The organism is Kluyvera sp. STS39-E, from assembly GCF_040932435.1.
Taxonomy (GTDB): domain Bacteria; phylum Pseudomonadota; class Gammaproteobacteria; order Enterobacterales; family Enterobacteriaceae; genus Kluyvera.
In genome coordinates this window covers 1-24844 of the sequence record NZ_JBFQGA010000009.1, presented here as the reverse complement: position 1 = coordinate 24844, position 24844 = coordinate 1, and the positions used below count along the sequence as shown (strand labels likewise).

The following is a 24844-nucleotide window of genomic DNA, read 5'->3' as shown; positions in this document are numbered from 1 at the left end:
AGAGGGTTAGGGTGAGGGGGTTAACCAATCGTCATCAGACTGGCGTTACCGCCCGCCGCTGCGGTGTTCACGCTGAGAGACCGTTCGTGATACAGACGCTCAAGCAGCAGGTTAGTTTCCCCGCGCGCAAAGCCCTGCACCGAGACAATCGCCCCGTCACGAGCCGCCACCTGCTCGCACAGTTCGCGCAGCTGGTCAGAATCACCGTGGTAGATAACCGCATCGAAGAACGCGTTCATTAAAGCGTCAGGCTTGGCAAAGTGCAGACGTTCCGTCACCGCTTTTGGCAGAGATTTTGCCAGCTCGCGCTGTAGCGGCGCATCGACCCACAGTATTTCGCTGCCCACCGCCAACACGGCGGCAAGCTGGGTCAGCAGATCCATCTCGTTATCGCCAATACACAGCACGCGTTCACGCGGCACCAGCGTCCAGGTATTGCGTTCGCCGGTTGGCCCCGGCAGCACGCGCTGGGTTCCTGCCTGTGCCAGTTCGCTATACTGTTTGCTCAGCGCCAGCAGCTCTGGGCGATTGGACAGCGATCCCTGTAGCTCGGTGAGCGGTTTTTCCAGCAGCGTTTTGAGCTGAGTATCGACAACCTGACCCGCATCCTGACGCGTAAGCGTTGTGGCCAATGCCGTTTCCGGGCGGCTTGCCAGCAAACGGTAGAGATACATTGGACCACCGGCTTTCGGACCGGTACCGGAAAGACCTTCGCCGCCAAACGGCTGCACGCCGACCACGGCGCCGACCATGTTGCGGTTGACGTACAGGTTGCCGACCTTCGCGCTGCCGGTGACTTGGGCGATAGTTTCATCGATACGCGTGTGCACGCCCAGCGTCAGACCGTAGCCGGAAGCATTAATCTGAGCGATCAGCGCCTCAAGCTGGTTACGGCTGTAGCGCACGACGTGCAGTACCGGGCCGAAGACCTCTTTTTTCAGTTCGTCGAAGCTTTCCAGCTCAATCAGCGTTGGCGGAATGAAGGTTCCGCTCTGCCATTCGCGGCTATCATCGGCGTTTTCACGCGCAGCCTGGAACACCTTACGGCCTTTGGCGCGCATGGCCTGGATATGATTTTCAATACCCGCTTTCGCTTCGGCGTCGATAACCGGCCCAATATCGGTGGTCAAACGACCTGGGTTGCCCATCCGACATTCGGCCATCGCGCCGCGCAGCATGGTCAGCGTGTGGTCGGCTACGTCATCCTGTAGGCACAGAATACGCAGCGCCGAGCAGCGCTGTCCGGCGCTATCAAAGGCAGAAGCCACCACATCAACCACCACCTGTTCGGTGAGCGCTGAAGAGTCGACGATCATCGCGTTCATGCCCCCGGTTTCGGCGATAAGCGGCGTTGGTCGGCCTTGTGCATCCAGACGTGTCGCAATATTACGTTGCAGCAGGGTAGCAACATCGGTAGAACCGGTGAACATCACACCACGAACGCGTGCGTCCGAGGTCAACTGGGCGCCGACGGTTTCACCGCGGCCTGGCAGCAACTGTACAACGCCTGGTGGTACACCGGCTTCCAGCAGCAGAGCGATGCCTTGAGCGGCAATCAGCGGCGTCTGTTCCGCCGGTTTCGCCAGCACGCTGTTACCGGCGGCAAGCGCGGCGGCAACCTGGCCCATAAAGATTGCCAGCGGGAAGTTCCACGGGCTAATACAGACCACCGGGCCTAGCGGGCGGTGGGTTTCATTATCGAAGTCATGACGCACCTGGCCTGCATAGTAATGCAGGAAATCAACGGCTTCGCGGACTTCGGCGATAGCGTTGCTGAAGGTTTTACCGGCCTCGCGTACCAGAATGCCCATCAACGGCTGCATCTGATCTTCCATCAGAATGGCGGCGCGTTCGAGGATCGCGGCGCGCTCCTGCGGTGGGGTTGCAAACCATATCGGTGCATTGTTAACCGCGCTTTCCAGCGCCTGTTCCACTTCGCTTTCGCTGGCCTCACGGACATAGCCGACAACATCTTTCGGCTCTGCCGGGTTAATGACCGGCAGCATATTGCCGTCGTTAACCGGGTGCTCAAGCATCGGTTTCGCCGTCCACTTGTGTAGTGCGCTATTGAGCAAAGATGAAGAGAGCGAAGCCAGACGATGTTCGTTGGCCAGATCCAAACCGGCAGAGTTAATGCGATCGCTGCCGTACAGATCGCGCGGCAGTGGAATTTTCGGATGTGGCAGACCGGCAGCACCTTCCTGCAGCGCCATTTTTTCGACCGCCAGCACCGGATCGGCAACCAGCTCGTCCAGCGGCAGGGTGCTGTCGGCAATACGGTTGACGAACGAGGTGTTGGCCCCGTTTTCCAGCAGACGGCGCACCAGATAGGCCAGCAGGGTTTCATGAGTGCCGACCGGCGCATAAATGCGACAAGGACGGTTCAGTTTGCCATCAGCCACTTTGCCAACCACCTGCTCGTACAGCGGTTCGCCCATGCCGTGCAGGCACTGGAACTCGTACTGTCCAGGATAGTAGTTCTGCCCGGCGAGCTGATAAATGGCTGCCAGAGTGTGGGCGTTATGGGTGGCAAACTGCGGATAGATAAGGCTTGGGACGCCAAGCAGTTTTTTCGCACAGGCCAGATAAGAGACGTCGGTATACACCTTGCGGGTATAGACCGGATAGCCTTCCAGACCGTCCATCTGCGCGCGTTTAATTTCGCTGTCCCAGTATGCGCCTTTCACCAAGCGGATCATCAGGCGGCGACGGCTGCGCGTGGCGAGGTCAATTAGGTAATCAATGACGAACGGGCAACGCTTCTGGTAGGCCTGAATCACGAAGCCGATACCGTTCCAGCCAGCCAAGTCCGGCTCAAAGCACAGTTTTTCCAGCAGATCGAGAGAGATCTCTAAGCGGTCGGCTTCTTCGGCGTCAATGTTAATACCAATATCATACTGACGCGCCAGCAGGGTCAGCGACTTCAGGCGCGGGTACAATTCTTCCATCACCCGGTCATACTGCGCGCGGCTGTAGCGCGGGTGCAGGGCGGAGAGCTTAATCGAAATCCCCGGGCCTTCATAAATGCCACGGCCGTTGGAGGCTTTACCGATGGCGTGGATCGCTTGTTGATAAGAGACCATATACGCTTGCGCATCGGCGGCGGTCAGCGCGGCTTCGCCCAGCATGTCATAGGAGTAGCGGAAGCCTTTATCTTCGAGCTTACGGGCATTCGCCAGCGCCTCGGCGATGGTCTCGCCGGTCACGAACTGTTCGCCCATCAGACGCATCGCCATGTCCACGCCTTTACGCACCAGCGGTTCGCCGCTCTTACCGATAATACGATTCAGCGAACGTGACAGGCTGGTTTCGTTATGGGTGGAGACAAGTTTGCCGGTAAACAGCAGGCCCCAGGTGGCGGCGTTGACGAATAGCGACGGGCTGCGGCCAATGTGCGACTGCCAGTTACCGTTGCTGATTTTGTCGCGGATTAACGCATCGCGAGTGGCTTTGTCCGGAATACGCAGCAGCGCTTCCGCAAGGCACATCAGCGCCACGCCTTCCTGCGAGGAGAGGGAGAACTCCTGCAGCAGACTCTGCACCATACCGGCACGACCGCTGGCCGTTTTTTGGTTACGCAGTTTTTCCGCCAGCGTCCAGGCTAGCTGATGCGCCTGTTCTGCAATCGGCTGCGGCAGGCGGGCTTGTTCCATCAGCATCGGGACGGCGTCGGTTTCGCTACGACGCCAAGCGGCGGTAATCGCGGCACGGGTGACCGATTGCGGGAGGATCTGCTCGGCAAACTCAAGGAACGGCTGATGATTTTCGTCGCTCGCCGGGGCGGCTTCGTCACTCTCATTGGCGGCGCCAGAGAGCAGCGCCGGCAGTTCTGGCAGCGTTTCGTTGTTTTCTAGCTTTTCCAGATAGTTAAAAATTGCCTGCTTGATGAGCCAGTGAGGGGTGCGGTCGATTCGTGTCGCCGCGCTCTTAATGCGCTCACGGGTTGCGTCATCCAGCTTAACCCCCATGGTGGTGGTGCCCATGCTCTCTACTCCTGTTATCTGGTTATCTTATTTATTGCGTAACAGGAATATCCATCATGTTGCAACTTTGTGCAACCGTGTTAAATGTGACGCCCGTTGCAGGGTTAAAAATGAAATGAATGTTAATGGAAAAACTTATGCTAAGTACGGGCGCAACGGACGCTCTAGGCGTTGTTTCATGCGCCACTTAACAGAAATTAATGGTGCAACCCGGAAAAATGTGAGGGAGTGCAACCTATAGAAAAATGCTCTGACCGTGGTGGTGCATTCAATGTAAATGCGGTGTTAAATCATTTGTGAAAAATTACAGCTTCCGTCAGGATACGGTCGCCTCAAATTATTGCTTCGTTCCGGCAATGATTAAGAACGGCAAATTGGGATATTGCCGACAAATAATTCTGGAGATCGTAATGACTATTAGCACACCGATGCTGGTGACCTTTCTTGTTTATATTTTTGGCATGCTCCTCATTGGCTTTATTGCATGGCGTAACACCAAAAACTTTGATGATTATATTCTAGGCGGTCGTAGCCTTGGGCCATTTGTGACTGCGCTGTCCGCCGGGGCTTCTGATATGAGCGGCTGGCTGCTGATGGGTCTGCCGGGGGCGATTTTCATCGCCGGTATTTCCGAAAGCTGGATCGCCATCGGTCTGACCCTTGGCGCGTGGATCAACTGGAAACTGGTGGCGGGGCGTCTGCGCGTCCACACCGAGATCAATAATAACGCCTTAACCCTGCCGGATTATTTTACCGGCCGCTTTGAAGACAACAGCCGCGTGCTGCGTATTATCTCGGCGCTGGTTATTTTGCTGTTCTTCACCATTTACTGCGCAAGCGGCATTGTTGCCGGGGCGCGACTGTTCGAAAGCACATTTGGCATGAGCTACGAAACGGCGCTGTGGGCCGGTGCAGTCGCCACCATTTTGTATACCTTCATCGGTGGATTCTTGGCGGTAAGCTGGACCGATACCGTGCAGGCGAGCCTGATGATCTTCGCGCTTATCCTGACGCCGATTATCGTTATTTTCGCCGTCGGCGGCCTTGGCGATTCGCTGGAAGTGATTAAGCAAAAGAGCATTGAGAACGTGGATATGCTCAAAGGGCTTAACTTTGTCGCCATCGTATCACTGATGGGCTGGGGTCTTGGCTACTTCGGTCAGCCGCACATTCTGGCGCGCTTTATGGCCGCGGATTCTCACCACAGCATTGTGCACGCGCGTCGTATCAGTATGACCTGGATGATCCTGTGCCTCGCCGGTGCGGTGGCGGTTGGTTTCTTCGGCATTGCCTACTTCCAAAACAACCCGGCGGTTGCCGGTCCGGTGGGTCAGAACGCCGAGCGTGTGTTTATCGAGCTGGCGCAAATTCTGTTTAATCCGTGGATCGCCGGTATCCTGCTGTCGGCGATTTTGGCGGCGGTGATGTCAACTTTAAGCTGTCAGCTGCTGGTTTGTTCCAGTGCGATTACGGAAGACCTGTATAAAGCGTTTCTGCGTAAAAACGCTAGCCAGAAAGAACTGGTGTGGGTAGGTCGCTTTATGGTTCTGGCGGTGGCGCTGGTGGCGATTGCACTGGCGGCGAACCCGGAAAACCGCGTGCTGGGTCTGGTAAGCTACGCGTGGGCGGGCTTTGGTGCGGCGTTTGGTCCAGTGGTGCTGTTCTCGGTAATGTGGTCACGCATGACCCGTAATGGCGCTTTGGCTGGGATGATTCTTGGCGCACTGACTGTCATCGTGTGGAAGCAGTTCGCGTGGCTGGGGCTGTATGAAATTATCCCAGGCTTTATCTTCGGCAGCATCGGGATCGTTGTGTTCAGCCTGCTGGACAAAGCGCCGTCTGCCAGCATGCAGGAACGCTTTGCCAAAGCGGATGCGCACTACCATTCCGCACCGCCGTCAAAATTGCAGGCGGAGTAAGGTAAGCAGCAGGCCGGATAAGCGTAGCGCCATCCGGCACTCTGCAACAATCAGCCGGATGGCGCTATGCTTATCCGGCCTACGTTTAAAAGCCCGCATTGCTGCGGGTTTTTTTACGCCGGATGAATGTGTTTATTGGCGGTAACTTACACAACTATTACTCCGCTATTTGTTTACATCTCGTCATTATTTCCCACATATTTCACTTGTGTTTCTTTTTGGCTTAATGATAATCACTATCACTCACATTTACCTGTCTTTGCAAAAGTTGACGGCGTTTCACATTTAAGGATGTCTGTATGTTTGTTCCTTTTCTCATCATGTTGCGAGAAGGGCTGGAAGCGGCGCTGATTGTCAGCCTGATCGCCAGCTATTTGAAACGTACTCAACGCGGGCGCTGGATCGGCGTGATGTGGATTGGCGTCATTCTCGCCGCCGCGCTATGTCTGGGGCTGGGTATTTTCATCAACGAAACCACCGGCGAGTTCCCGCAAAAAGAGCAGGAACTGTTTGAAGGGCTGGTGGCGGTTATCGCCGTCGTCATCCTGACGTGGATGGTGTTCTGGATGCGCAAAGTCTCCCGCAACGTGAAACAGCAGCTTGAGCAGGCGGTCGATAACGCGCTGCAAAAGGGCAATAACCACGGTTGGGCGCTGATTATGATGGTCTTTTTCGCCGTGGCGCGTGAAGGGCTAGAGTCGGTCTTCTTCCTGCTGGCGGCTTTCCAGCAAGATCTTGGTATCTGGCCGCCGCTGGGCGCGGTGCTTGGGCTGGCGACGGCTATCGTGCTCGGCTTCTTGCTGTATTGGGGCGGAATACGCCTGAATCTCGCGGTGTTCTTCCGCTGGACCAGCCTGTTCATCTTGTTGGTGGCCGCAGGGCTTGCGGCTGGCGCTATTCGTGCCTTCCACGAAGCCGGGCTGTGGAACGCTTTCCAAGACGTCGCTTTTGACCTGAGCGGCACGCTGACGACGCATTCGCTTTTTGGCACGTTGCTGGAAGGCATTTTTGGTTATCAGGAAGCGCCAAGCGTCAGCGAAGTGGCGGTCTATTTCCTGTACTTAATTCCTGCGCTGGTGTTCTTCTTCTGGCCTCCGCGCGCGACGACATCGACATCACGTATCGCCCCATAAGGCTGATAACGGTTGCTTAGTGACAACAAACTTTATTGAAAGGGATGGAACATGACCAAGAACTTCCGCCGCAGCGCGTTGCAGACGGGCATTGCCGCACTCTTCTCTACCGCGTTTATGGCACATGCTGCCGATATTCCGCAGGTTAAAGTGACGGTAAACGACAAACAGTGTGAACCGATGTCCATCACCGTAAACTCGGGCAAAACCCAGTTTATCATCCAGAACCACAGCCAGAAGGCGCTGGAGTGGGAGATCCTCAAAGGGGTGATGGTGGTGGAAGAGCGTGAAAACATCGCGCCGGGCTTCACTCAGAAAATGACCGCCAACCTGCAGCCGGGCGAATACGACATGACCTGCGGTCTGTTGACCAACCCGAAAGGCAAACTGATTGTGAAGGGCGAGGCCACGGCCGACGCGGCGAAAGCCAACGCGTTGCTGGATCTTGGCGCGGCCATCACCGCCTATAAAGCCTACGTCACCGCAGAAACCGCTGAGCTGGTTAAAGGCACCAAAGCTTTCACCGACGCAGTCAAAGCGGGCGATATTGCCAAAGCCAAATCGCTGTACGCACCAACGCGTCAGCATTACGAGCGCATTGAGCCAATTGCCGAGCTGTTCTCCGATCTTGATGGCAGCATCGATGCTCGTGAAGACGATTACGAACAGAAAGCGGCAGATCCGAAATTCACCGGTTTCCACCGTCTGGAAAAAGCCCTGTTCGGTGACAACAGCGTCAAAGGCATGGAGCATTATGCCGACCAGCTGAACAGCGATGTGCTGGAGCTGCAAAAACGTATCGACGAACTGGCCTTCCCACCGTCTAAAGTCGTGGGCGGCGCGGCTGGCCTGATTGAAGAAGTGGCTGCGAGCAAAATCAGCGGTGAAGAAGACCGTTACAGCCACACCGACCTTTGGGACTTCAAAGCCAATATCGATGGCGCACAGAAGATCGTTGATCTGCTGCGTCCACAACTGCAAAAAGAAAACAGTGCGCTGCTGGCGAAGGTCGACGCTAACTTCAAGAAAGTTGACGCGATTCTGGCTAAGTACCGCACCAAAGACGGTTATGAAACCTACGACAAACTGACCGATGCCGATCGCAATGCGCTGAAAGGGCCGGTTACCACACTGGCGGAAGATCTGGCGCAGCTGCGTGGGATCCTGGGTCTGGACTAAGTACCATGGCAAAGCAGCACATTGACGACCTGAATGAACCTTCACGGCGTCGTTTATTAAAAGGGATCGGCGCGCTGGGAGGCGCGCTGGCGATTTCCGGCGGTTGCCCGGTGGCTCACGCCGCTAAGGCAAGCGAAGCGCCGGCGGCAAATAGCCGTATGGAGACGCAGTCGTTTTACGGCGAACACCAGGCCGGTGTGCTCACGCCCCAGCAGGCATCCATGATGCTGGTGGCGTTTGACGTGCTGGCGGCTGATAAAAGCGATCTCGAACGCCTGTTCCGGTTGTTGACCGAGCGTTTTGCCTTCCTGACCAAAGGTGGCCCGGCACCGGATACGCCAAATCCTCGTCTGCCGCCGATGGATTCAGGCATTCTTGGCGCGTTTATCGCGCCGGATAACCTGACCATGACGCTTTCCGTTGGCCATTCGTTGTTTGATTCGCGTTTTGGCCTAGCGGATAAAGTGCCGAAAAAGCTGCAGAAGATGACCCGTTTTCCAAACGACTCGCTGGATGCAGCCCTGTGTCATGGCGATCTGTTGCTGCAGATCTGCGCCAATACGCAGGACACGGTTATCCATGCGCTGCGCGATGTCATCAAGCACACGCCGGATTTGCTCAGCGTGCGCTGGAAGCGAGAGGGGTTTATCTCCGACCACGCAGCCCGTAGCAAAGGTAAAGAAACGCCGGTCAATCTGCTGGGCTTTAAGGACGGCACCGCCAATCCTGATGGCAGCAATAAAACGCTGATGGACGACGTGGTTTGGGTGACGCGCAACCAAGGCGAACCGGCATGGGCGCTGGGCGGCTCCTACCAGGCGGCGCGTATTATTCAGTTCCACGTTGAGTTCTGGGATCGAACGCCGCTGAAAGAGCAGCAGACGATTTTTGGTCGCGATAAGCACAGCGGCGCACCGCTAGGCATGAAGCTTGAGCACGATGTACCGGATTACAGCCGCGATCCAGACGGTGATGTGATTGCCTTGGATAGCCATATTCGTCTGGCAAACCCACGTACCAAAGAGACCGAAGCCAACTTGATGATGCGTCGTGGCTACAGCTATTCGCTCGGCGTGACCAACTCAGGTCAGTTGGATATGGGGCTGCTGTTTGTCTGTTACCAGCATGACCTTGAAAAGGGCTTCCTGACGGTGCAAAAACGGCTCAACGGTGAGGCGCTGGAAGAGTACGTGAAGCCGATTGGCGGCGGGTATTTCTTTGTCCTGCCCGGTGTGGCATCACCAGACGCCTATCTTGGCAGCACGCTGCTACAAGCCTGATTCCATTTTGTAGGCCGGATAAGCGCAGCGCCATCCGGCAACATATCGCAGCGTGCCGGATGGCGCTGCGCTTCTCCGGCGTACTTGATGTGTTCATCTAAAGCCCACTGCAAAATATCGCCGCAAATCAGCACTTTTTTTCATTTTTTTTCGTATTGATATAAAACTGTCACATAAGTGTCAGATGCTATCTTCAAGGGCTATCGTTATATTTATGTAAATTTAATGTTGCAATATTTGCGCTTGATGGTGTAAATATTATGTAGAGCGGTAGTTCCCGACAGTGATGTTGTTTCACTATGGAGATCGCGAATGGTAGCGTCCTTGATTGGACTAAGCAGTACTCAAACCCGCACCATCCAGCGCGGAGGCCTCTTCTCCGGCAGCGATTTCGTCACCTTAATTTTTCCCCCATGTTCAATTCAACTTGTAGTAAACGATGCCATACGCGGTGCGCGTAGCCGCGCGTTGGCGTCATTTCGACAGGCAGTTGCTATGGCTTACAAGGAAGCCAAACCTCAGACGTTCGTGCGCATAATCGCGCTGTTATTAGCGCGTGTGATGTAAACCAACAACTCAAGGTGCTATCCATGGGAAGACAGAAAGCAGTGATCAAAGCTCATCGCGAAGCAAAACGTGTGCTGAGACGGGATTCACGCAGCCACAAACAACGTGAAGAAGAATCGGTCACCTCGCTTGTGCAAATGGGTGGTGTGGAAGCGATTGGCATGGCGCGGGATAGCCGCGACAATTCACCTATCGCTGCCCGCAATGACGCTCAGGCCCGTTACCTGAATGCTATCGAGAGTAAGCAGCTGATCTTCGCAACGGGCGAAGCGGGCTGTGGCAAAACCTGGATCAGTGCGGCGAAAGCCGCAGAGGCGCTGATACATAAGGATGTGAATAAGATTATCGTCACGCGTCCCGTTCTTCAGGCCGATGAAGACCTGGGGTTCCTACCCGGAGACATCTCGGAGAAATTCGCCCCGTATTTCCGCCCCGTCTATGACGTGCTGGTGAAACGGCTGGGTTCCTCCTTTATGCAATATTGCCTACGCCCGGAAATCGGTAAGGTAGAGATCGCGCCGTTCGCCTATATGCGCGGACGTACGTTTGAAAATGCAGTGGTCATTCTTGATGAGGCTCAGAATGTCACTGCTGCGCAAATGAAAATGTTTTTAACTCGCCTCGGGGAGAACGTCACGGTTATCGTGAACGGGGATATCACCCAGTGTGATTTGCCTCGCGGCGTTCAGTCGGGCCTAAGCGATGCGATGGCCCGTTTTGAGGAAGATGAGATGATAGGGATTATCCGCTTTACCAAAGATGACTGCGTACGCTCGGCGCTATGCCAGCGTACGCTGAAAGCTTACGATTAAGCGTTGTTAAGTCTGCAAAGCCCGGGAAACCGGGCTTTGTTCTTTATGGCTGCTGGATTACTGATACGCCAAAACCCCTTTCGCCACCGGCAGGTAGCGTAATGAGAAGTAGACGCTGTCTTTGCCACAATCAGATCTTTGCGCCAGACGGCTGGCAATCTCAGTTGACGATAGCGGCTCGGCGCTAAAGGTTTTGCCCGGGTTTACGCGGAAAATCTCATAGACAATGCCGCTGGCCGGTGTGGAGGCCGCACAGCCGGTGCTGGCGTCAAGATAGCGCTGGCGTTCGCTGCTGTTCATGGTATTGACCCCATGTCCATCCTGAACCCACACCTTGATGCCCAATTGGTGAATTTCGCTGAGCATCTGGCGGTAACCTTCCGGCGCCATATTGCCGGCAAAGAAGCTGCTGATGTATACCGGCTTGTTGCCAACGGCGGTGAGCTGGCCTTGGGTGTTTTTAAGCCACTCAAGCAATTGCTCGCGGGTGGCTGGATTACGCCAGTTCAGATCGTCAATTTCCGCGCTAAGGTACCAACCATCATACATCGCCCAGTTTTTGGCCTGTTGAACATCCGCAACCCGCAGGCGGGCAAGATAGTGGGTCAACGCCGTACCGCGCTGTTTCTGACGTTGGAAAAATTCCGGATCGCCATGTAAACCGACAATCACCCGCAGCCCAACCGCACGCGCAGCGTCCGCGCGCTGGTGTAATAACGTCTGCTCCTGCGCATCGGCAAAGGCATCTCCGTAGCGCGTCCATTGCAGTACCAGAGTGTCAAAGCCTTGTTGTTGTAGGCTTTGCATCAGACTGTGCCATTGTGGGGCTGAGACCGCATTGTCACGCAGTTGAGGCTGCCAGAAAACCGCCTTCATTGCGTTTGCCAGCGGGCTTGCCAGCGCCAGCAGCAGTAGAAAATGACGTAGTCTCATTACCAGTGAACTCCCACGGTGAAGAAAGCGCTATTACGCTTGTCGATATCCTGATTGATGGCTTTGAAGGTATGCTGATATTCCACGCCAAGGCTGACTTTGTGCGGCCAGGCATCGTATTGCGTCTGCCCGGTCCAAATATTCCAGCGCACGCCAATGCCGCCAAGCTGGGTGCCCTGTGTGTGGTCGTCACGATAGCCGTTAACCTGCACGTGTGCGTACGGCTCAATGGTTTGTTGCGACGCCACTTTCTGGTGCCAGCTGGCGCGGTAATCTGCGGTCCATGCCTGAATGTCCTGATGGACATATTGCGCGGCATCGAGGTAGAGGTTCTGGGCAAACCAGCCGTTACCGTTCGGGTGCCACTCATCGCTGTATTTGCCGTTATTAAACAGCGACGCGCTCGCCCGTACCATAGTGTCGATTTCACCGTGATGCCTGTCGAGCGGGAACTGTTCTTCCAGCGCCAAGAAGAAGGTGTAATCGTGAAGCGGTTTCCAGCGAAGCCCGGTGCCGATCATGGGATCTTTGACCGGTAGCAACACGCCGCTGTCACCGCTGCCGGCAAACAGGCGGCTGTAAACGGAGAGCATATCACCATCCAGCAGCATGTTCCGACCAAGGCGATATTCTGCTTCTAACTGACCAAAGCTACGATAGCTCTGCGAAGAGGATGGGGCGCTCTGCTGGCTGCCAGAAGGGCTCATCGCATTGGAATTGAGCCCGATGGAGGAGTCGAAATTGATGGTCCAGCGACGACCAATATCCTCATGCAGGCGACGAACGTCGAAACGTTCCTGATTTTGCGCAGGCGTGAGCGGGGCGATTTGCGCGTTGGCATCGAGTTCATCGACGACCTGGCGAGCATAACCTTGGGTTTGTGGAATATCGCCGAGGCGTTCATTCACATACATCAGTTGGCGAATCAGCTGCGGATCGTCCGGCGAGGATTTTTGCGCCTGTTCCAGCGTGTCTCGAGAGGCGATGTAATCACCTTTGCTCCACAGCGCGTAGCCCAATGCCGCTTTCGTGGCGCCGTCGTTTGGCTCTATAACCAAGGCCTGGCGCAAATCGTCGACGGCGGCGGCGTCTTGTTTCAATTGCCGATGCAGCGCGGCGCGGGCGGTGAGGGCACGTACCGTTGGGGTAATCGCAATGGCCTGATTGAGGTCGGACATCGCCTGTTCTGGCTGGGAGGGCAGGTAGCGCTGGGCGTGAAGCCACCACCAGGCTTCACTGTTATCCAGCCCGCGTTGCCGGGCTTCATCGACCCACAGGTCGCGTGCGGTGTCATCGCCTGCGGCTTGGGCGGTATTGGCTGCCGCCATCACGTCTTCGTTGGTTAATTGATTGTTCGGTAGTTTTTTCCACGCCGTCAGCGCGGTGGCGTAATCCTCGACCTGGTAGGCTTTATAGGCCACGGCGCGATGCTGGTAGGCATCCGGCTGACGACGCTCTGCCAACTGCTGTACGTACAGCGCCATGCCCGGCAAATCGTCACGGTAGCATTCGGCCAGTTGACTGAGGCTGCTTGCGTCATAGCGCGGCGAGAGATCGCCTAACAGCGCGCGCGTCGTTTGGCAGTCGGCGCTGCTGCCCAGTAAACGGCTCTGCGTTTCGCGAAGCGTCGCGGTTGCCAGCGGACGGCTCAGACGCGCACGCGTGGCATCGGTGAGCATATCTGGATACCGCTGGAGTAGTTCAGCCAGTCGCGTGACCAAGGTGCCTGCTTGCGTGCCGTTGCCGTTAAAGGGATAGCGCGACAGCAGTAAAGAGGCGGCCTGGCGCGACTGACCGCTTTGCATCATCTGCCAGCTGTAGGTGTCGAGCAGCGCAAGATTGTTCGGGGAGCGTTGATACATTAGACCGGCGACCCGCAGGGTCTCTGCTTGATTATGGGTGGCAGTGCTGAGCGCATAACGTTCGTTGAGCATCTGATCCGCCGGCACGGTATCCAAAAACTGCTGCGCCTGCTTGTAGTTACCCGCTTTCATGGCGGCCGGGAAGGCTGCGCCGTCGGCAAAACGGCGGTTGGCGGCAAAGCGCGGGTCAAAGCTTTGCATCATGGGAATCGGATCTTGACCGTAGCGTGAGATCAGATACAGCCAGTTTTGCTCCTGTGCCGTGGTGTCAAAACGCGGCCGGTGGCTGGACAGATAGCGCTGTAAATCATCCCGTTTATCGCGGGACGCCAGCGTACTTGCATAGGCTAACTGCTGTTCGGGGCTGTTCATCAGGCCTTGCGACTGCAACTGTTCGATGCGCTTATCAAGCTGACCGGCCGTCAACACGTCAAACCACTGCTGCTGTTGTGTCGCCGTCAGGGCGCCACGTTGATTTCTGCGGCTATAGATATCGTCCGCATTGCGCCAGTCTTTGAGATAAATAGCCCGCTGGAGAACGCCCTGTTCGAGGTCTTTACCCTCCGGCGTTTGGCTAAATTCGCTATCGGTAAGCTGCGCCTGCGCGATATCGAGCTGTCCCAGCTTGAGTGCGTACTGGCCCGTCTCGCTACGACAGCGGGTAGTTGGTGTCGCATCACAGCGTTTTTGCAGCGCTTGCAACTGCTCGACGGTGTTCACGACTTCTGCTTTTTGCGGAATTGCCGCCAGCTGTTGCAGCAGTCGTGGGTCGTTTGGATGACGTTTTAACTGTTCGCTCAAGACCTGCTGTGCCTGATCATTGTGACCAAAGTGGCGATAGGCTTCAGCGAGATAGAGCGTCAGCGGGACGTTATCCGGCGCCTGTTCATGGATATGACGAAATTCGGTAAGCGCCGTATTTTCATCATTTTGCTGCTGCGCCCGCAGCGCTTTTTCCAGATGCGGATAGATGACGAAGTGGCGATAGTCGCTTAGCCCAAGCGCTTTTGCACTGGTGCCTACGTTGGTTGTTTGGGCAAATGCGCCGGTGCTCAACAGTGAGGCAACGACGACGCTAATGACCCGTGGTGAGAATCGAAAGCTATGCACCTTGTTCATGCCGGCTCGTGTCCCTGATTAATTTCTGCCAGTTGTTCGTCGGAAAGCCCGGCGCTTTTGAGGAGTTCAGGCATAGAAAGCTGAAGCTTTTCCTGAATCTCAAGGACGTCATCCAGGGTTTTCTGAGTGATGACGCCTTCCGTGACCAAGAATTCGCCCAGCGGCAAATGGCTGCGCTCGTGGCGAAGCAGCAGGGCGTTCATCGCCGAGTTGTTGATTTTGCCAAGCGAGGTCAATACTTCAGCAAACAGCAGTTGGCTTGGGACGAAGCGTTGCCATAGCGTCTGCGCTTGCTCAGTCGACAGCCAGCCTTTTTCTACCGCCGAGTCCAGCAGCGCGCGATCGTCATGTCCGCGAAGGCGAGCGTACCAGTGACGCAGTCCCGTCACGACCTGGCCGCGCGGCACAATGACGTACTTCACGTTGTATTCCATTTTGCGGTTCAGCGCCGCCAGCGACACCGGGTCGATACCGTCTTCGCTGGCAACGGTCAGCGTGCGTTCTTCAAGGCGCAGCGGTAATACGGCGTAACGCAGGGCAACGGCTTCCGGCATTTTGTCTATCAACGTCCGGTTGATCTGCCAAGCGTCAATGGATTCCATCGGCACGCCGTTTTGCTCGGCAAGTGCGCGGGCAAGCTGTTCTGGCGTCACTAGTCCCTGAGCCAACAGTGAGCCGCCAAGACGCAGACCCATGACGCGGTTGGTTAACGCCTGTTCCAGCTGCGCTTGGGTAAGCGCGTTTTGTTCCACCAGGATTTGGCCTAGTGGACGCAGGGCGCGGTTTTCGCCAGTTACGCTTGGGAAGTCATGGGTTGTTTTGTCCCACGCTACGCGGCGAGGATCGCCATGCTGAATAACCTGGCGCAGGGCGCGCCAGTTGGCCATAAAGTTAATCAGGTTGCCCCAGAACAGGCGCAGCACCGACAGCAGGCCCTGGGTGAGCCCGTAGTAGCCGGTTACGAAGATGACGCGCTGAAGAATGCGGTTGACCATCAGACCGAAGTTGAGCCATAGCAGGGTGACCAACCACGGGCCGCCGGTAAAGATGGATAAGAACTGCCAAGCGTCCGGCCAGGTGTGCTGATAAATAAACAGCAGCACCAACTGGATCATAATGATCATGGCAAAGAAGCTTAAGAAGTTACTGATTGCCCCTTTGCGGTCGCGCCAGAGGAAATAGTTCAGCGTGGGGTTGCTGGTCCAGCGGTGCGTTTTAAAACCCTGGAAAACGATACCGATAATCCAACGTGATTTCTGGCGCATGGCGGTGGTAAAGGTATCCGGAAAATATTCGCGCACGCAGATAACCGAAGAGGTGCGAGCGCGCTGCAAAAATTTACGCGCCTTTTTGGCTTCGGCAGAGTTATCAACCACTGGGAAGCGGCAAAAAATCTCCGTCATGCCTTTGGCTTTCAGGCGAAAACCGATGTCGTAGTCTTCGGTGAGACTCTGCACATCAAAGGCAATACCGTCACCATCGACCAACAGGGCCAAGATTGCGCGTCGGCTAAAGCAGGTGCCGACACCCGCACTTGGAACCTGACCCGCGACGGCTTCGCGCACGGGGACATCTTTACCATGCAGTTCGGCAAATTCATCGATGTAGGTCATGCTGGTGAAGTGTGACCATTTACGCTCAAACGGATAGACCGGGATTTGAATCAGATCTTTTCTGTCGACCAAATAGTTAAAGAGGCGCAGCTCCATCGGAGAGATGACATCTTCGGAATCGTGCAGAATAAACCCAGCAAAGGTGAAATTAGCGCTGCGTTCAAACTGGGTGATGGCGTCGAGAATGTTGTTGAGACAATCCGCCTTGCTCGTGGGGCCTGGGCGTGCGCAAACCACTTTATGGACGTTTGGGAAACGGGCGCACACTTCGTCGACATCGCGCTGAGTATCTGGGTCATTAGGGTAGGTGCCGACGAATATATGGTAATTTTCGTAATCTAGCGTCAGCGCGGCGAACTCCGCCATATGGCCTATTACGCCGGTTTCATTCCACGCTGGAACCATGATGGCGAGAGGTTTTTCATCGGGCTCATATAACACATGGTGATCCATGTGCGAATGTCGTCGATATACCGTGAAGGCCCTCAGTACGCGGCGACACCAGTAGACGATATCGATAATGAGATCGTCTAACCCACTAATTAACATCATAATTGCTAGCGCAATCGCCACCATCTTAAGACCATAAAGGTAGGTGGAGAAAATATCTACAAACCAGCCCATTATTCACCAGAGAATTACTTGTTTTCTAAGATATATGTATAGCTTACTACACATACCCTACTAACCGTACGGACAATGGCATGTTGTGTTCATTCTTTTATTTTAATTTTATATAGATAGCTATGCTTGATTTTAGATTTTTCTTAGATTTCTATTCTGACTTGTATGTTTTAAACGACGTAAAATAACTTTTAATTCTCGTGATTATCCGGGCGTGGATAGGGGGACGGGTGCCCGTCTTTCGGGGATGCGCGGGAAGGAGAGGTGGCTTCAAAAATGGCGGTGAGGAGATTGCTTGATTTGTTCACCGAATGCGTCTGTTGTCAAAATTGGTCATACAACAGACGAAAAAAAAGCCCGTACTTGCGTACGAGCTCTTCTTAAAATATGGCGGTGAGAGAGGGGTTCGAACCCTCGATACGTTGCCGTATACACACTTTCCAGGCGTGCTCCTTCAGCCACTCGGACACCTCACCATATTGTTTCGCCGCTCACCTTGGGTGGGCAACGGGGCGCTACTATAGGGAGTTGGCTTAAAACGGTCAAGTATAATTTAAGCTTTATGTATCGTTCGGTTAATCCATGAACACTGCCCCGTCAATTATGCCAGGGCAGTTGGTTTAGGCGGGAAATCGATGCTCCCGAAGTTTAAATTTGACCAAAACGACCGGAATTAAAATCGCGAATGGCTTCCTCGATTTCGCTTTGACTATTCATCACGAAGGGACCGTAGCCCGCAATCGGTTCAAGCAGCGGTGCCCCTGCCAGTACCAGCACTTTGGCATCGCGGCTGGCGTGGAGATGCACCTGTTTTCCCTGCTGGCTTAATACCACCAGCTGCGCTTCCTGCGCGCTGATGTCGCCGTTTACCATAACGCTCCCCTCCAACACGATAATCGCGCTGCTCCAGCCGTCTGGCTGTTCAAAGGAAACCTCTTTATCTTGTCGGATTTGCATATCCCACACGTTCAGCGGCGAGAAGGTCTTCGCCGGCCCGGTTTCCTCCCCGTATTGGCCAGCAATGATCCGCAGCGAGCCGCTGTTGTCAGGCAGTGCAACGGTTGGGATTGTCGTTGCTTCAATGCTCTGATAGCCCGGAGCGGTCATTTTGTTTTTCGCCGGCAGATTGACCCATAGCTGGATCATTTTCAGCTCGCCGCCACGGCGGGAGAATTCAGCTGAGTGAAATTCCTGATGCAAAATCCCAGAGCCAGCCGTCATCCACTGTACGTCACCCGGTCCTATAACGCCGCCCTTGCCGGTGGAATCGCGGTGTTCAACTTCACCGGCATAAACAATGGTTACTGTCTCAAAACCACGGTGAGGATGTTCACCTACTCCACGTTTGTTGCCATCGGCAGGGAAGCTATGTGGTCCGGCGTAATCCAGCAGTAAAAAAGGACTGAGACTTTCGCCGTGCGACTGATAAGAAAATAGCGAACGGACCGGGAAGCCATCGCCTACCCAGTGCGGACGTGGTGCGGAATAAACACCCGTAATTTGTTTCATTTCATTCTCCTGCGTAGCGAACTTTGATGTTTATTAGCTTATATCGGTGCGAGTTATCTCGCTAGATTGCACAATTGGCCTACACTGTTGCAAAAATAGGACAATGAGGTAGCGATGCAGGATCTCAATGCATTAGCGTGGTACGTGCACGTGGTAGATAACGGCGGCTTTGCGGCGGCAGGACGGGCGCTGGATATGCCGAAATCGAAGCTGAGTCGGCGGATTGCTCAACTGGAAGAGCAACTGGGTGTGCGTTTGATATACCGGACCACCCGACAATTTGCGGTAACGGAAGTCGGGCAAGCGTTCTATCAGCATTGCAAGGCGATGCTGATAGAAGCCGAAGCGGCGCAGGAGGCGATTGCGGCTCTACAGGTAGAACCACGCGGCTGCGTGAAGCTGGCCTGTCCGGTGACGTTATTACATGTCCACGTTGGGCCGATGCTAGCGCGTTTTATGGTGCGCTATCCTGATGTACAGATCCAACTCGAGGCGACTAATCGGCGGGTCGATCTGGTCGCGGAAGGCGTTGATGTCGCTATTCGGGTCAGGCCGCGACCGTTTGAAGATAGCGAATTGGTCATGCGGGTGCTGGCCGATCGTGGACATTGTCTGGTGGCAAGTCCTTTGCTGGTGTCGAGGATGGGGAGTGCGCGCGCGCCAGACTGCCTCAGCCGCTGGCCGGGCTTGAGCATGTCGGCTGGCAAACTCATTCATAAATGGCTGCTGGATGGCCCGGACGGTGCCAAGGCTGAAGTGCGCTTCACGCCGCGCTTGATATCCGGTGACATGCTGGCGTTGCGTGAGGCTGCCATTGCCGGAGTGGGAGTGGTGCAACTTCCGGTCCTGATGGCCAAAGAGCAGTTGGCTTCTGGCGCATTAGTCCGTGTGCTTGACGGCTGGGAGCCAAAGCGCGAGGTGATTCACGCCGTATTTCCGTCGCGCCGCGGTATGCTGCCTGCGGTGAGAGCGCTGGTTGACTTTCTCGGTGAAGAGTACGCGCAGATGATTGAAGATTGAATTTATACTTTATCTATCTTCTTGAGGCACAGCGGACCACAGACGAAAAAAAAGCCCGTACTTGCGTACGGGCTCTTCTTAAAATATGGCGGTGAGAGAGGGGTTCGAACCCTCGATACGTTGCCGTATACACACTTTCCAGGCGTGCTCCTTCAGCCACTCGGACACCTCACCATATTGTCGTCCCTGTGTTGCTGGGACGAGCGCTAATGTAGGGAAAAGGCCTGTCAGCGTCAATAAACTTTTTAAAAAAATCGTGCGTTTAGACAAACTTCGCGCAACTTGCTGCTTAAACACGCATAAATCGTCTTTTTTGCGATCGGTGCCGCATTTAGCAGGACAGGTATATGAAATTTGATATGCTGTTTAATCACAAAAATAATCAAAAATGCATCCGGCGAACGCTCGCTGAGATGCTTTATATCAGGAGCCGCAATGGAGATCATCTTTTACCATCCTACGTTTGATACCCCTTACTGGATTGCCGAACTGAGCAAGAAATTGCCGGGCGCTAATGTTCGTGCGTGGCAGCGTGGCGATAATCAGCCGGCAGACTATGCGTTGGTATGGCACCCTCCGGTAGAAATGTTGCAAGGCCGCAAGCTGAAGGCAGTGTTCGCCTTAGGCGCAGGGGTTGATTCCATTCTGAGTAAACTCAAAGCGCATCCTGAAATGCTGCCGCAGTCGACTCCACTGTATCGCCTTGAGGATACCGGGATGGGAAGCCAAATGCAGGAATACGCTGTCAGCCAGGTGTTGCATTGGTTCCGCCGTTTTGATGATTATCAGGCCTTACAACGCGAAGGCACTTGGCAACCGCTTCCCGACTACAGCCCGGATGAGTTCACCATTGGCATTATGGGGGCGGGTGTTCTCGGTTCTAAAGTGGCGCAAAGCTTGCTGGCGTGGGGATTCCCGGTGCGTTGTTGGAGCCGTAGTCGCAAAGATTGGCCGCAGGTTACAAGCTTTGCCGGGGAAGATGAACTGGGCGACTTCCTAAGTAAAACTCGCGTACTCATTAACCTTCTGCCTAACACTGCGGAAACTATTGGTATTATCAATCAGTCTTTGCTCAGCCAACTACCGGACAACAGCTACGTGCTGAACTTGGCGCGAGGCGTTCATGTTGTGGAAGATGAACTACTCGCTGCGCTTGATAGCGGTAAGCTGAAGGCGGCTATGCTCGATGTCTTTAGCCGGGAGCCGTTGCCAAAAGAGAGCCCTTTATGGCGCCATCCACGGGTGACCATGACCCCGCATGTGGCTGCCGTTACCCGCCCGCAAGAGGCGATTGCCTATATCTCGCAGACCATTACCCGACTGGAGCGCGGCGAAATTGTTGATGGACAGGTCTGTCGTGAGCGTGGCTACTGATTTACCAAGCTAATAAGTAGGGGGCTTTCCTGCTATTCTTGGTTTATCACGAAAGAGGAGAATGTGATGTATCCTGTTGACTTACATATGCACACCGTGGCGAGTACGCACGCTTATAGCACGTTGCATGATTATATTGCTGAAGCGAAACGCAAAGGGATCAAGCTATTCGCTATCACCGATCATGGCCCGGATATGGCGGATGCTCCGCATTACTGGCATTTCGTCAATATGCGTATCTGGCCGCGAATTGTCGACGGCGTTGGGATCCTGCGCGGTATCGAAGCAAATATTAAAAATACCGACGGTGAAATTGACTGCACCGGACCCATGCTGACCTCATTGGACTTTATCATTGCAGGCTTCCATGAACCCGTCTTCCCGCCTCAGGATAAAGAGACGCATACTCAAGCGATGATTGCCGCGATGGCGAGCGGTAACGTCCACATGATAAGCCATCCCGGTAACCCAAAATTCCCCGTAGATATCCCAGCGATTGCGGCCGCCGCGGCAAAATACAATGTGGCGTTGGAGATAAATAACTCCTCTTTCGTGAGTTCGCGTGTGGGCAGTGAGCAAAACTGTCAGGCGATTGCCGCAGCGGTACGTGACGCGGGCGGTTGGTTAGCGCTGGGTTCGGACTCGCACACCGCGTTTACCTTGGGTGAATTTACACAATGTCAGAAGATCCTTGATGCAGTGGCTTTCCCGCAGGAGAGGATCCTCAACGTGACGCCACGACGTTTTCTTGATTACCTTGAGTCGCGCGGCATGCCGGCGATTCCTGAATTTGCTGAATTTTAATAACCACTGGAATAACTGAATGAACGAGTTTTCAATCATCTGTCGCGCGCTTGGCTCGCTTTACTACCGTCAACCGCAAGACCCGCTGCTGGTACCGCTGTTTACCCTGATCCGTGAAGGCAAGCTGGCGGCAAACTGGCCGCTGGAACAGGATGAACTGCTGGCTCGTCTACAAAAAAGCTGCGATATCCAGCAAATTGCTGCTGACTATAATGCGCTGTTTGTGGGTGAAGAGTGCAGCGTGCCGCCGGTGCGTAGCGCTTGGGTTGAAGGGGCGACGGAAGCTGAAGTCCGCGCGTTCCTCACCGAACGCGGCATGCCATTAGGTGATAATCCTGCGGATCAACTGGGAACGCTGCTGCTCGCCGCATCTTGGCTTGAAGACAATGCGGGTGAGGATGATTCCGACGCGCTGGATATTCTATTTGAGGACTACATTCTACCTTGGGTGGGGACTTTCTTAGGCAAACTTGAAGCGCATGCGACGACGACTTTCTGGCGAGTGATGGCAACGCTAACCCGTGAGGCGATCTCCGCGATGTTTGACGAGCTGCAAGAAGAACAAGAAGAGTGATTTTGGTCACAAAACCAATGTAATCGAAAATACTATTTCGAGCATTTTGTGTTCGTGATCTCATCAAAATAGCGAGCATCTGCTAAGATGCTCGCTATGAACGTTATCTTAGCTATTGCAATCACTACAGGCATTCTCTCCGGTATTTGGGGATGGGTTGCCGTTTCCCTCGGGTTACTCAGCTGGGCCGGCTTTTTAGGCTGTACGGCCTATTTTGCCTGCCCAACGGGTGGGTTAAAAGGGTTGGCAATTTCCGCCAGCACCACCATGAGCGGTGTTATTTGGGCGCTGGTTATTATCTATGGCAGCGCGCTGGCTCCCCATTTAGAAATCGTCAGCTATGTCATGACCGGCATCGTGGCGTTTCTGATGTGCATTCAGGCCAAGCAACTGCTGCTATCGTTTGTTCCGGGTACGTTTATCGGTGCCTGTGCGACTTTTGCCGGGCAAGGTGACTGGAAGCTGGTTGTTCCCTCTTTGGCGGTGGGGTTGCTCTTCGGTTATGCGATGAAAAATAGCGGCCTCTGGCTTGCCAACCGAAAGCCTAAAACTCAGTCTGCGAAAGAATCGGCGCTCTGACGGCGCAACAAATCAAAACGGCGACCGATTTTAATCTGTCGCCGTTTTTTTATGTCTTGATTTAGTGTTTAAAATTGTCGTTGGCCCACGAAACGGCTTGGGTTCGATTCTTGACGGCAATTTTTTTGAACAGATGGTAAAGGTGGGTCTTTACCGTGCTCTCGCTGATAAACAACGAGCGAGCTATTTCTACATTTGAAGCACCAATGCGGAGTTTGTTCAGGATCTCTTTTTCTCTATAGGTCAGGATGGTGCTTTCTAAATTGTCATAGCGATAGTTGCCTGAATGCATAATGAGATAGCTGGCCAGCTTGCGGGAAAAGTAGCATTCTCCCTCCATCACTTTTTGTAACCCTTTGATCAGAAAATGTTCTTCATCATGTGAGTAGAATATGCCGCAAATATGGGGCCAAGTCTCAATATCTGAATAAGGATAATCTTCAGGTGCGTTAAAGAGCAGTAACTTAACGCCGCTTTTAATTTTACACAGTTCTTCCTGCCATCCTTTTATTAACCGCCTGTCAGTATCGATTAAATCAAAAAGAATGATGCCATTAGATATGTTTTCTATGTTAACTGTATGAATATTAATGATTTTAATATCCATTTTTAGGAGCTTTTTCAGATTCTGAGAAAGGGCGCACGACTGGAGCGACGGCCTTGTGATCAAGAAAAGAGTCTGGCTTGAAAAGTTGAGCTCTTTTGTCATGATGAGTCCCCAAATTTTTTATTAACAACAGTCACATATTATAGAATCATCTATTTAAGCACTGCTGAAAAGTGGTTGCTGTATGGATTAAGTGTTAAGAATATAGAAAAAATGCTCAAGAGTTCTTAATTTAAAATTTAGTCGTTGGATACTTTAAAGCAAGAAATAATCATGAAACATAATGTAAAAATAAATTACAAAATGTAAAAAAGTTATATCCATTAAATTTCTAGCGTATTATCTTAATGATCATACATATACTTGAATTTGGATTAAGAACTATTGTTATCAAATCGATGTAAAATTAATCTGTTGACATAATATGATCTCATCATCCTTTTTGTATGATGATTTGCTGTGATGCTTGCCGCTCTTCAAACTTTAGTAGAAGCCTCATCCTTATAAGGTGTTGTTTTCGTGCTGCGTTCGGGAAATGTATTAATAGCGTAACCGATAATACTAAAGTTTGACTTTTTCAAAATAAATCATTCTTTGTTATGAGAACATCATACCTTTCTAATATGCATACTCATCCATATAGCAGCAAACCACTGAGTATTTCGGTGTTGCAACACTTACGTATCTTTCTTTCGATTATTCCGGCACGGTAAGGCGGCAATCTTTTAAAGATTAATATGGTTGGGAACTCATTAAATGGCGAACGGTAGAGGCTATGATTGTTATTTAAATCAATAGTGAAAACTGTATTGGCTATTAAATATCGGACGTAATCATATTTTGATTGCGGGAGTTCTCTACATTCAGATCTTTTGTTTTCGTGCCTTTCATTATCATTTGGATTTGTAACTTCTTGAAATAAATGTATTTTTTGCCTCCATTTTAATTGCGTACTTATCGTTAGGACGTTATGTAATTTACTGAAGGGTGTCGTGATTATTTCTGGTTATATTTGTTTTTATTACAAAATGATCGGTTGTTACGGCAATAGCACACAGCAATTAATAACGCGTGAAGGGTTCATCATGAAAATGAAGCAACTCGCCATCATTGTGGCGCTCACCGTTTTATATCCTGCATCGACTATATATGCCGTAGCTGCAGGTGGTAACGGTAATAATGGCAATAGTGGCCAGAACACTAATAGTAAAGGAAATGGTAACGGCAATGGAGGCGGTAGTAACGGTAATAATGGAAATGGCAATGGCGGCGGTGGAGCCCATGGAGGCGGGGGCGGTAACGGAGGCGGTGGCGGCAATGGCGGTCACGGCGGCGGCATCGGCGGAGGTATTG

General features: G+C 53.4%; 17 protein-coding genes and 2 tRNA genes. 11 read left to right on the top strand and 8 right to left on the bottom strand.

Annotated elements, in window-relative coordinates; translation table 11 throughout:
• Window positions 1-20 precede the first annotated feature (20 nt).
• Window positions 21-3983 (bottom strand): trifunctional transcriptional regulator/proline dehydrogenase/L-glutamate gamma-semialdehyde dehydrogenase, encoded by a 3963-nt coding sequence (gene putA / locus AB4K05_RS19140; protein ID WP_368481465.1) that lies wholly within the window; start codon window positions 3981-3983, stop codon window positions 21-23.
• 410 nt (window positions 3984-4393) lie between these two features.
• Between putA and putP the strand changes: the two genes are divergently transcribed.
• The 5 genes from putP (at window position 4394) to phoH (ending at window position 10873) form a co-directional block, all read left to right on the top strand.
• Entirely contained in the window at window positions 4394-5902 is a 1509-nt protein-coding gene (putP, locus tag AB4K05_RS19135; RefSeq protein ID WP_368481464.1) for a sodium/proline symporter PutP, read from the top strand.
• Window positions 5903-6201: 299 nt separating this feature from the next.
• The gene (gene efeU, locus AB4K05_RS19130; RefSeq protein WP_368481463.1) at window positions 6202-7035 is read left to right on the top strand and encodes an iron uptake transporter permease EfeU; all 834 of its coding nucleotides are present in this window, start codon (window positions 6202-6204) and stop codon (window positions 7033-7035) included.
• A gap of 51 nt (window positions 7036-7086) precedes the next feature.
• Window positions 7087-8214, top strand: coding sequence for an iron uptake system protein EfeO (efeO, locus tag AB4K05_RS19125; RefSeq protein WP_368481462.1), 1128 nt, complete (start codon window positions 7087-7089; stop codon window positions 8212-8214).
• 5 nt (window positions 8215-8219) lie between these two features.
• Window positions 8220-9494 carry an iron uptake transporter deferrochelatase/peroxidase subunit gene (gene efeB / locus AB4K05_RS19120; protein WP_368481461.1) on the top strand — a complete coding sequence of 425 codons (1275 nt, stop codon included), beginning with the start codon at window positions 8220-8222 and terminating at the stop codon, window positions 9492-9494.
• A gap of 590 nt (window positions 9495-10084) precedes the next feature.
• Window positions 10085-10873, top strand: coding sequence for a phosphate starvation-inducible protein PhoH (gene phoH, locus AB4K05_RS19115; RefSeq protein ID WP_368481460.1), 789 nt, complete (start codon window positions 10085-10087; stop codon window positions 10871-10873).
• Between the two features lie 57 nt (window positions 10874-10930).
• Here the strand turns inward: phoH and AB4K05_RS19110 are convergent, their stop codons facing one another.
• The 5 genes from AB4K05_RS19110 to AB4K05_RS19090 all read right to left on the bottom strand — a co-directional run bounded on the left by AB4K05_RS19110 (window position 10931) and on the right by AB4K05_RS19090 (window position 18533).
• Window positions 10931-11806, bottom strand: a complete 876-nt coding sequence (locus AB4K05_RS19110) for a DUF4434 family protein (protein ID WP_368481459.1) — start codon at window positions 11804-11806, stop codon at window positions 10931-10933.
• Window positions 11806-14787, bottom strand: coding sequence for a phage receptor (locus AB4K05_RS19105; RefSeq protein WP_368481458.1), 2982 nt, complete (start codon window positions 14785-14787; stop codon window positions 11806-11808). Before AB4K05_RS19105 ends, AB4K05_RS19110 begins: the two co-directional genes overlap by 1 nt.
• A complete protein-coding gene (nrfB, locus tag AB4K05_RS19100) occupies window positions 14784-17024 on the bottom strand; it encodes a cyclic di-3',5'-guanylate-activated glycosyltransferase NrfB (protein ID WP_368481457.1) in 2241 nt (746 codons plus the stop codon). Before nrfB ends, AB4K05_RS19105 begins: the two co-directional genes overlap by 4 nt.
• A gap of 388 nt (window positions 17025-17412) precedes the next feature.
• Window positions 17413-17500 (bottom strand) — tRNA-Ser (locus AB4K05_RS19095).
• Window positions 17501-17672: 172 nt separating this feature from the next.
• On the bottom strand, window positions 17673-18533 hold the full coding sequence (locus AB4K05_RS19090) for a pirin family protein (RefSeq protein ID WP_368481456.1): 861 nt from the start codon (window positions 18531-18533) through the stop codon (window positions 17673-17675).
• 114 nt (window positions 18534-18647) lie between these two features.
• On the opposite strand from AB4K05_RS19090, the gene AB4K05_RS19085 reads away from it, so the two are divergent.
• Entirely contained in the window at window positions 18648-19553 is a 906-nt protein-coding gene (locus tag AB4K05_RS19085) for a LysR family transcriptional regulator (RefSeq protein WP_368481455.1), read from the top strand.
• 86 nt (window positions 19554-19639) lie between these two features.
• Here AB4K05_RS19085 and AB4K05_RS19080 read toward each other — a convergent pair.
• Window positions 19640-19727, bottom strand: a tRNA-Ser gene (locus tag AB4K05_RS19080).
• Window positions 19728-19988: 261 nt separating this feature from the next.
• Between AB4K05_RS19080 and ghrA the strand changes: the two genes are divergently transcribed.
• The 4 genes from ghrA to AB4K05_RS19060 all read left to right on the top strand — a co-directional run bounded on the left by ghrA (window position 19989) and on the right by AB4K05_RS19060 (window position 22884).
• Window positions 19989-20927 carry a glyoxylate/hydroxypyruvate reductase GhrA gene (gene ghrA / locus AB4K05_RS19075; RefSeq protein ID WP_368481454.1) on the top strand — a complete coding sequence of 313 codons (939 nt, stop codon included), beginning with the start codon at window positions 19989-19991 and terminating at the stop codon, window positions 20925-20927.
• A gap of 66 nt (window positions 20928-20993) precedes the next feature.
• Window positions 20994-21731, top strand: a complete 738-nt coding sequence (locus AB4K05_RS19070) for a phosphatase (protein ID WP_368481453.1) — start codon at window positions 20994-20996, stop codon at window positions 21729-21731.
• A 19-nt stretch (window positions 21732-21750) separates the two neighbouring features.
• Window positions 21751-22305, top strand: a complete 555-nt coding sequence (locus AB4K05_RS19065; protein ID WP_368481452.1) for a molecular chaperone — start codon at window positions 21751-21753, stop codon at window positions 22303-22305.
• 96 nt (window positions 22306-22401) lie between these two features.
• Window positions 22402-22884, top strand: a complete 483-nt coding sequence (locus AB4K05_RS19060; RefSeq protein WP_368481451.1) for a DUF1097 domain-containing protein — start codon at window positions 22402-22404, stop codon at window positions 22882-22884.
• A gap of 61 nt (window positions 22885-22945) precedes the next feature.
• Here the strand turns inward: AB4K05_RS19060 and csgD are convergent, their stop codons facing one another.
• Window positions 22946-23593 (bottom strand): biofilm master transcriptional regulator CsgD, encoded by a 648-nt coding sequence (gene csgD, locus AB4K05_RS19055; RefSeq protein ID WP_368481450.1) that lies wholly within the window; start codon window positions 23591-23593, stop codon window positions 22946-22948.
• 890 nt (window positions 23594-24483) lie between these two features.
• Between csgD and AB4K05_RS19050 the strand changes: the two genes are divergently transcribed.
• Window positions 24484-24844, top strand: a 361-nt coding sequence (locus tag AB4K05_RS19050) for a hypothetical protein (protein WP_368481449.1), incomplete at its 3' end; no start/stop codon positions are given.

Bases quoted from the DNA above. Each gene is read 5' to 3' on its own strand.
- AB4K05_RS19060 (WP_368481451.1), top strand. From the start codon at position 22,402: ATGAACGTTATCTTAGCTATTGCAATCACTACAGGCATTCTCTCCGGT.
- csgD (WP_368481450.1), bottom strand. From the start codon at position 23,593: ATGACAAAAGAGCTCAACTTTTCAAGCCAGACTCTTTTCTTGATCACA.
- efeU (WP_368481463.1), top strand. From the start codon at position 6,202: ATGTTTGTTCCTTTTCTCATCATGTTGCGAGAAGGGCTGGAAGCGGCG.
- ghrA (WP_368481454.1), top strand. From the start codon at position 19,989: ATGGAGATCATCTTTTACCATCCTACGTTTGATACCCCTTACTGGATT.
- AB4K05_RS19110 (WP_368481459.1), bottom strand. From the start codon at position 11,806: ATGAGACTACGTCATTTTCTACTGCTGCTGGCGCTGGCAAGCCCGCTG.
- efeO (WP_368481462.1), top strand. From the start codon at position 7,087: ATGACCAAGAACTTCCGCCGCAGCGCGTTGCAGACGGGCATTGCCGCA.
- putA (WP_368481465.1), bottom strand. From the start codon at position 3,983: ATGGGCACCACCACCATGGGGGTTAAGCTGGATGACGCAACCCGTGAG.
- efeB (WP_368481461.1), top strand. From the start codon at position 8,220: ATGGCAAAGCAGCACATTGACGACCTGAATGAACCTTCACGGCGTCGT.
- AB4K05_RS19090 (WP_368481456.1), bottom strand. From the start codon at position 18,533: ATGAAACAAATTACGGGTGTTTATTCCGCACCACGTCCGCACTGGGTA.
- phoH (WP_368481460.1), top strand. From the start codon at position 10,085: ATGGGAAGACAGAAAGCAGTGATCAAAGCTCATCGCGAAGCAAAACGT.
- nrfB (WP_368481457.1), bottom strand. From the start codon at position 17,024: ATGGGCTGGTTTGTAGATATTTTCTCCACCTACCTTTATGGTCTTAAG.
- AB4K05_RS19070 (WP_368481453.1), top strand. From the start codon at position 20,994: ATGTATCCTGTTGACTTACATATGCACACCGTGGCGAGTACGCACGCT.
- AB4K05_RS19085 (WP_368481455.1), top strand. From the start codon at position 18,648: ATGCAGGATCTCAATGCATTAGCGTGGTACGTGCACGTGGTAGATAAC.
- putP (WP_368481464.1), top strand. From the start codon at position 4,394: ATGACTATTAGCACACCGATGCTGGTGACCTTTCTTGTTTATATTTTT.
- AB4K05_RS19065 (WP_368481452.1), top strand. From the start codon at position 21,751: ATGAACGAGTTTTCAATCATCTGTCGCGCGCTTGGCTCGCTTTACTAC.
- AB4K05_RS19105 (WP_368481458.1), bottom strand. From the start codon at position 14,787: ATGAACAAGGTGCATAGCTTTCGATTCTCACCACGGGTCATTAGCGTC.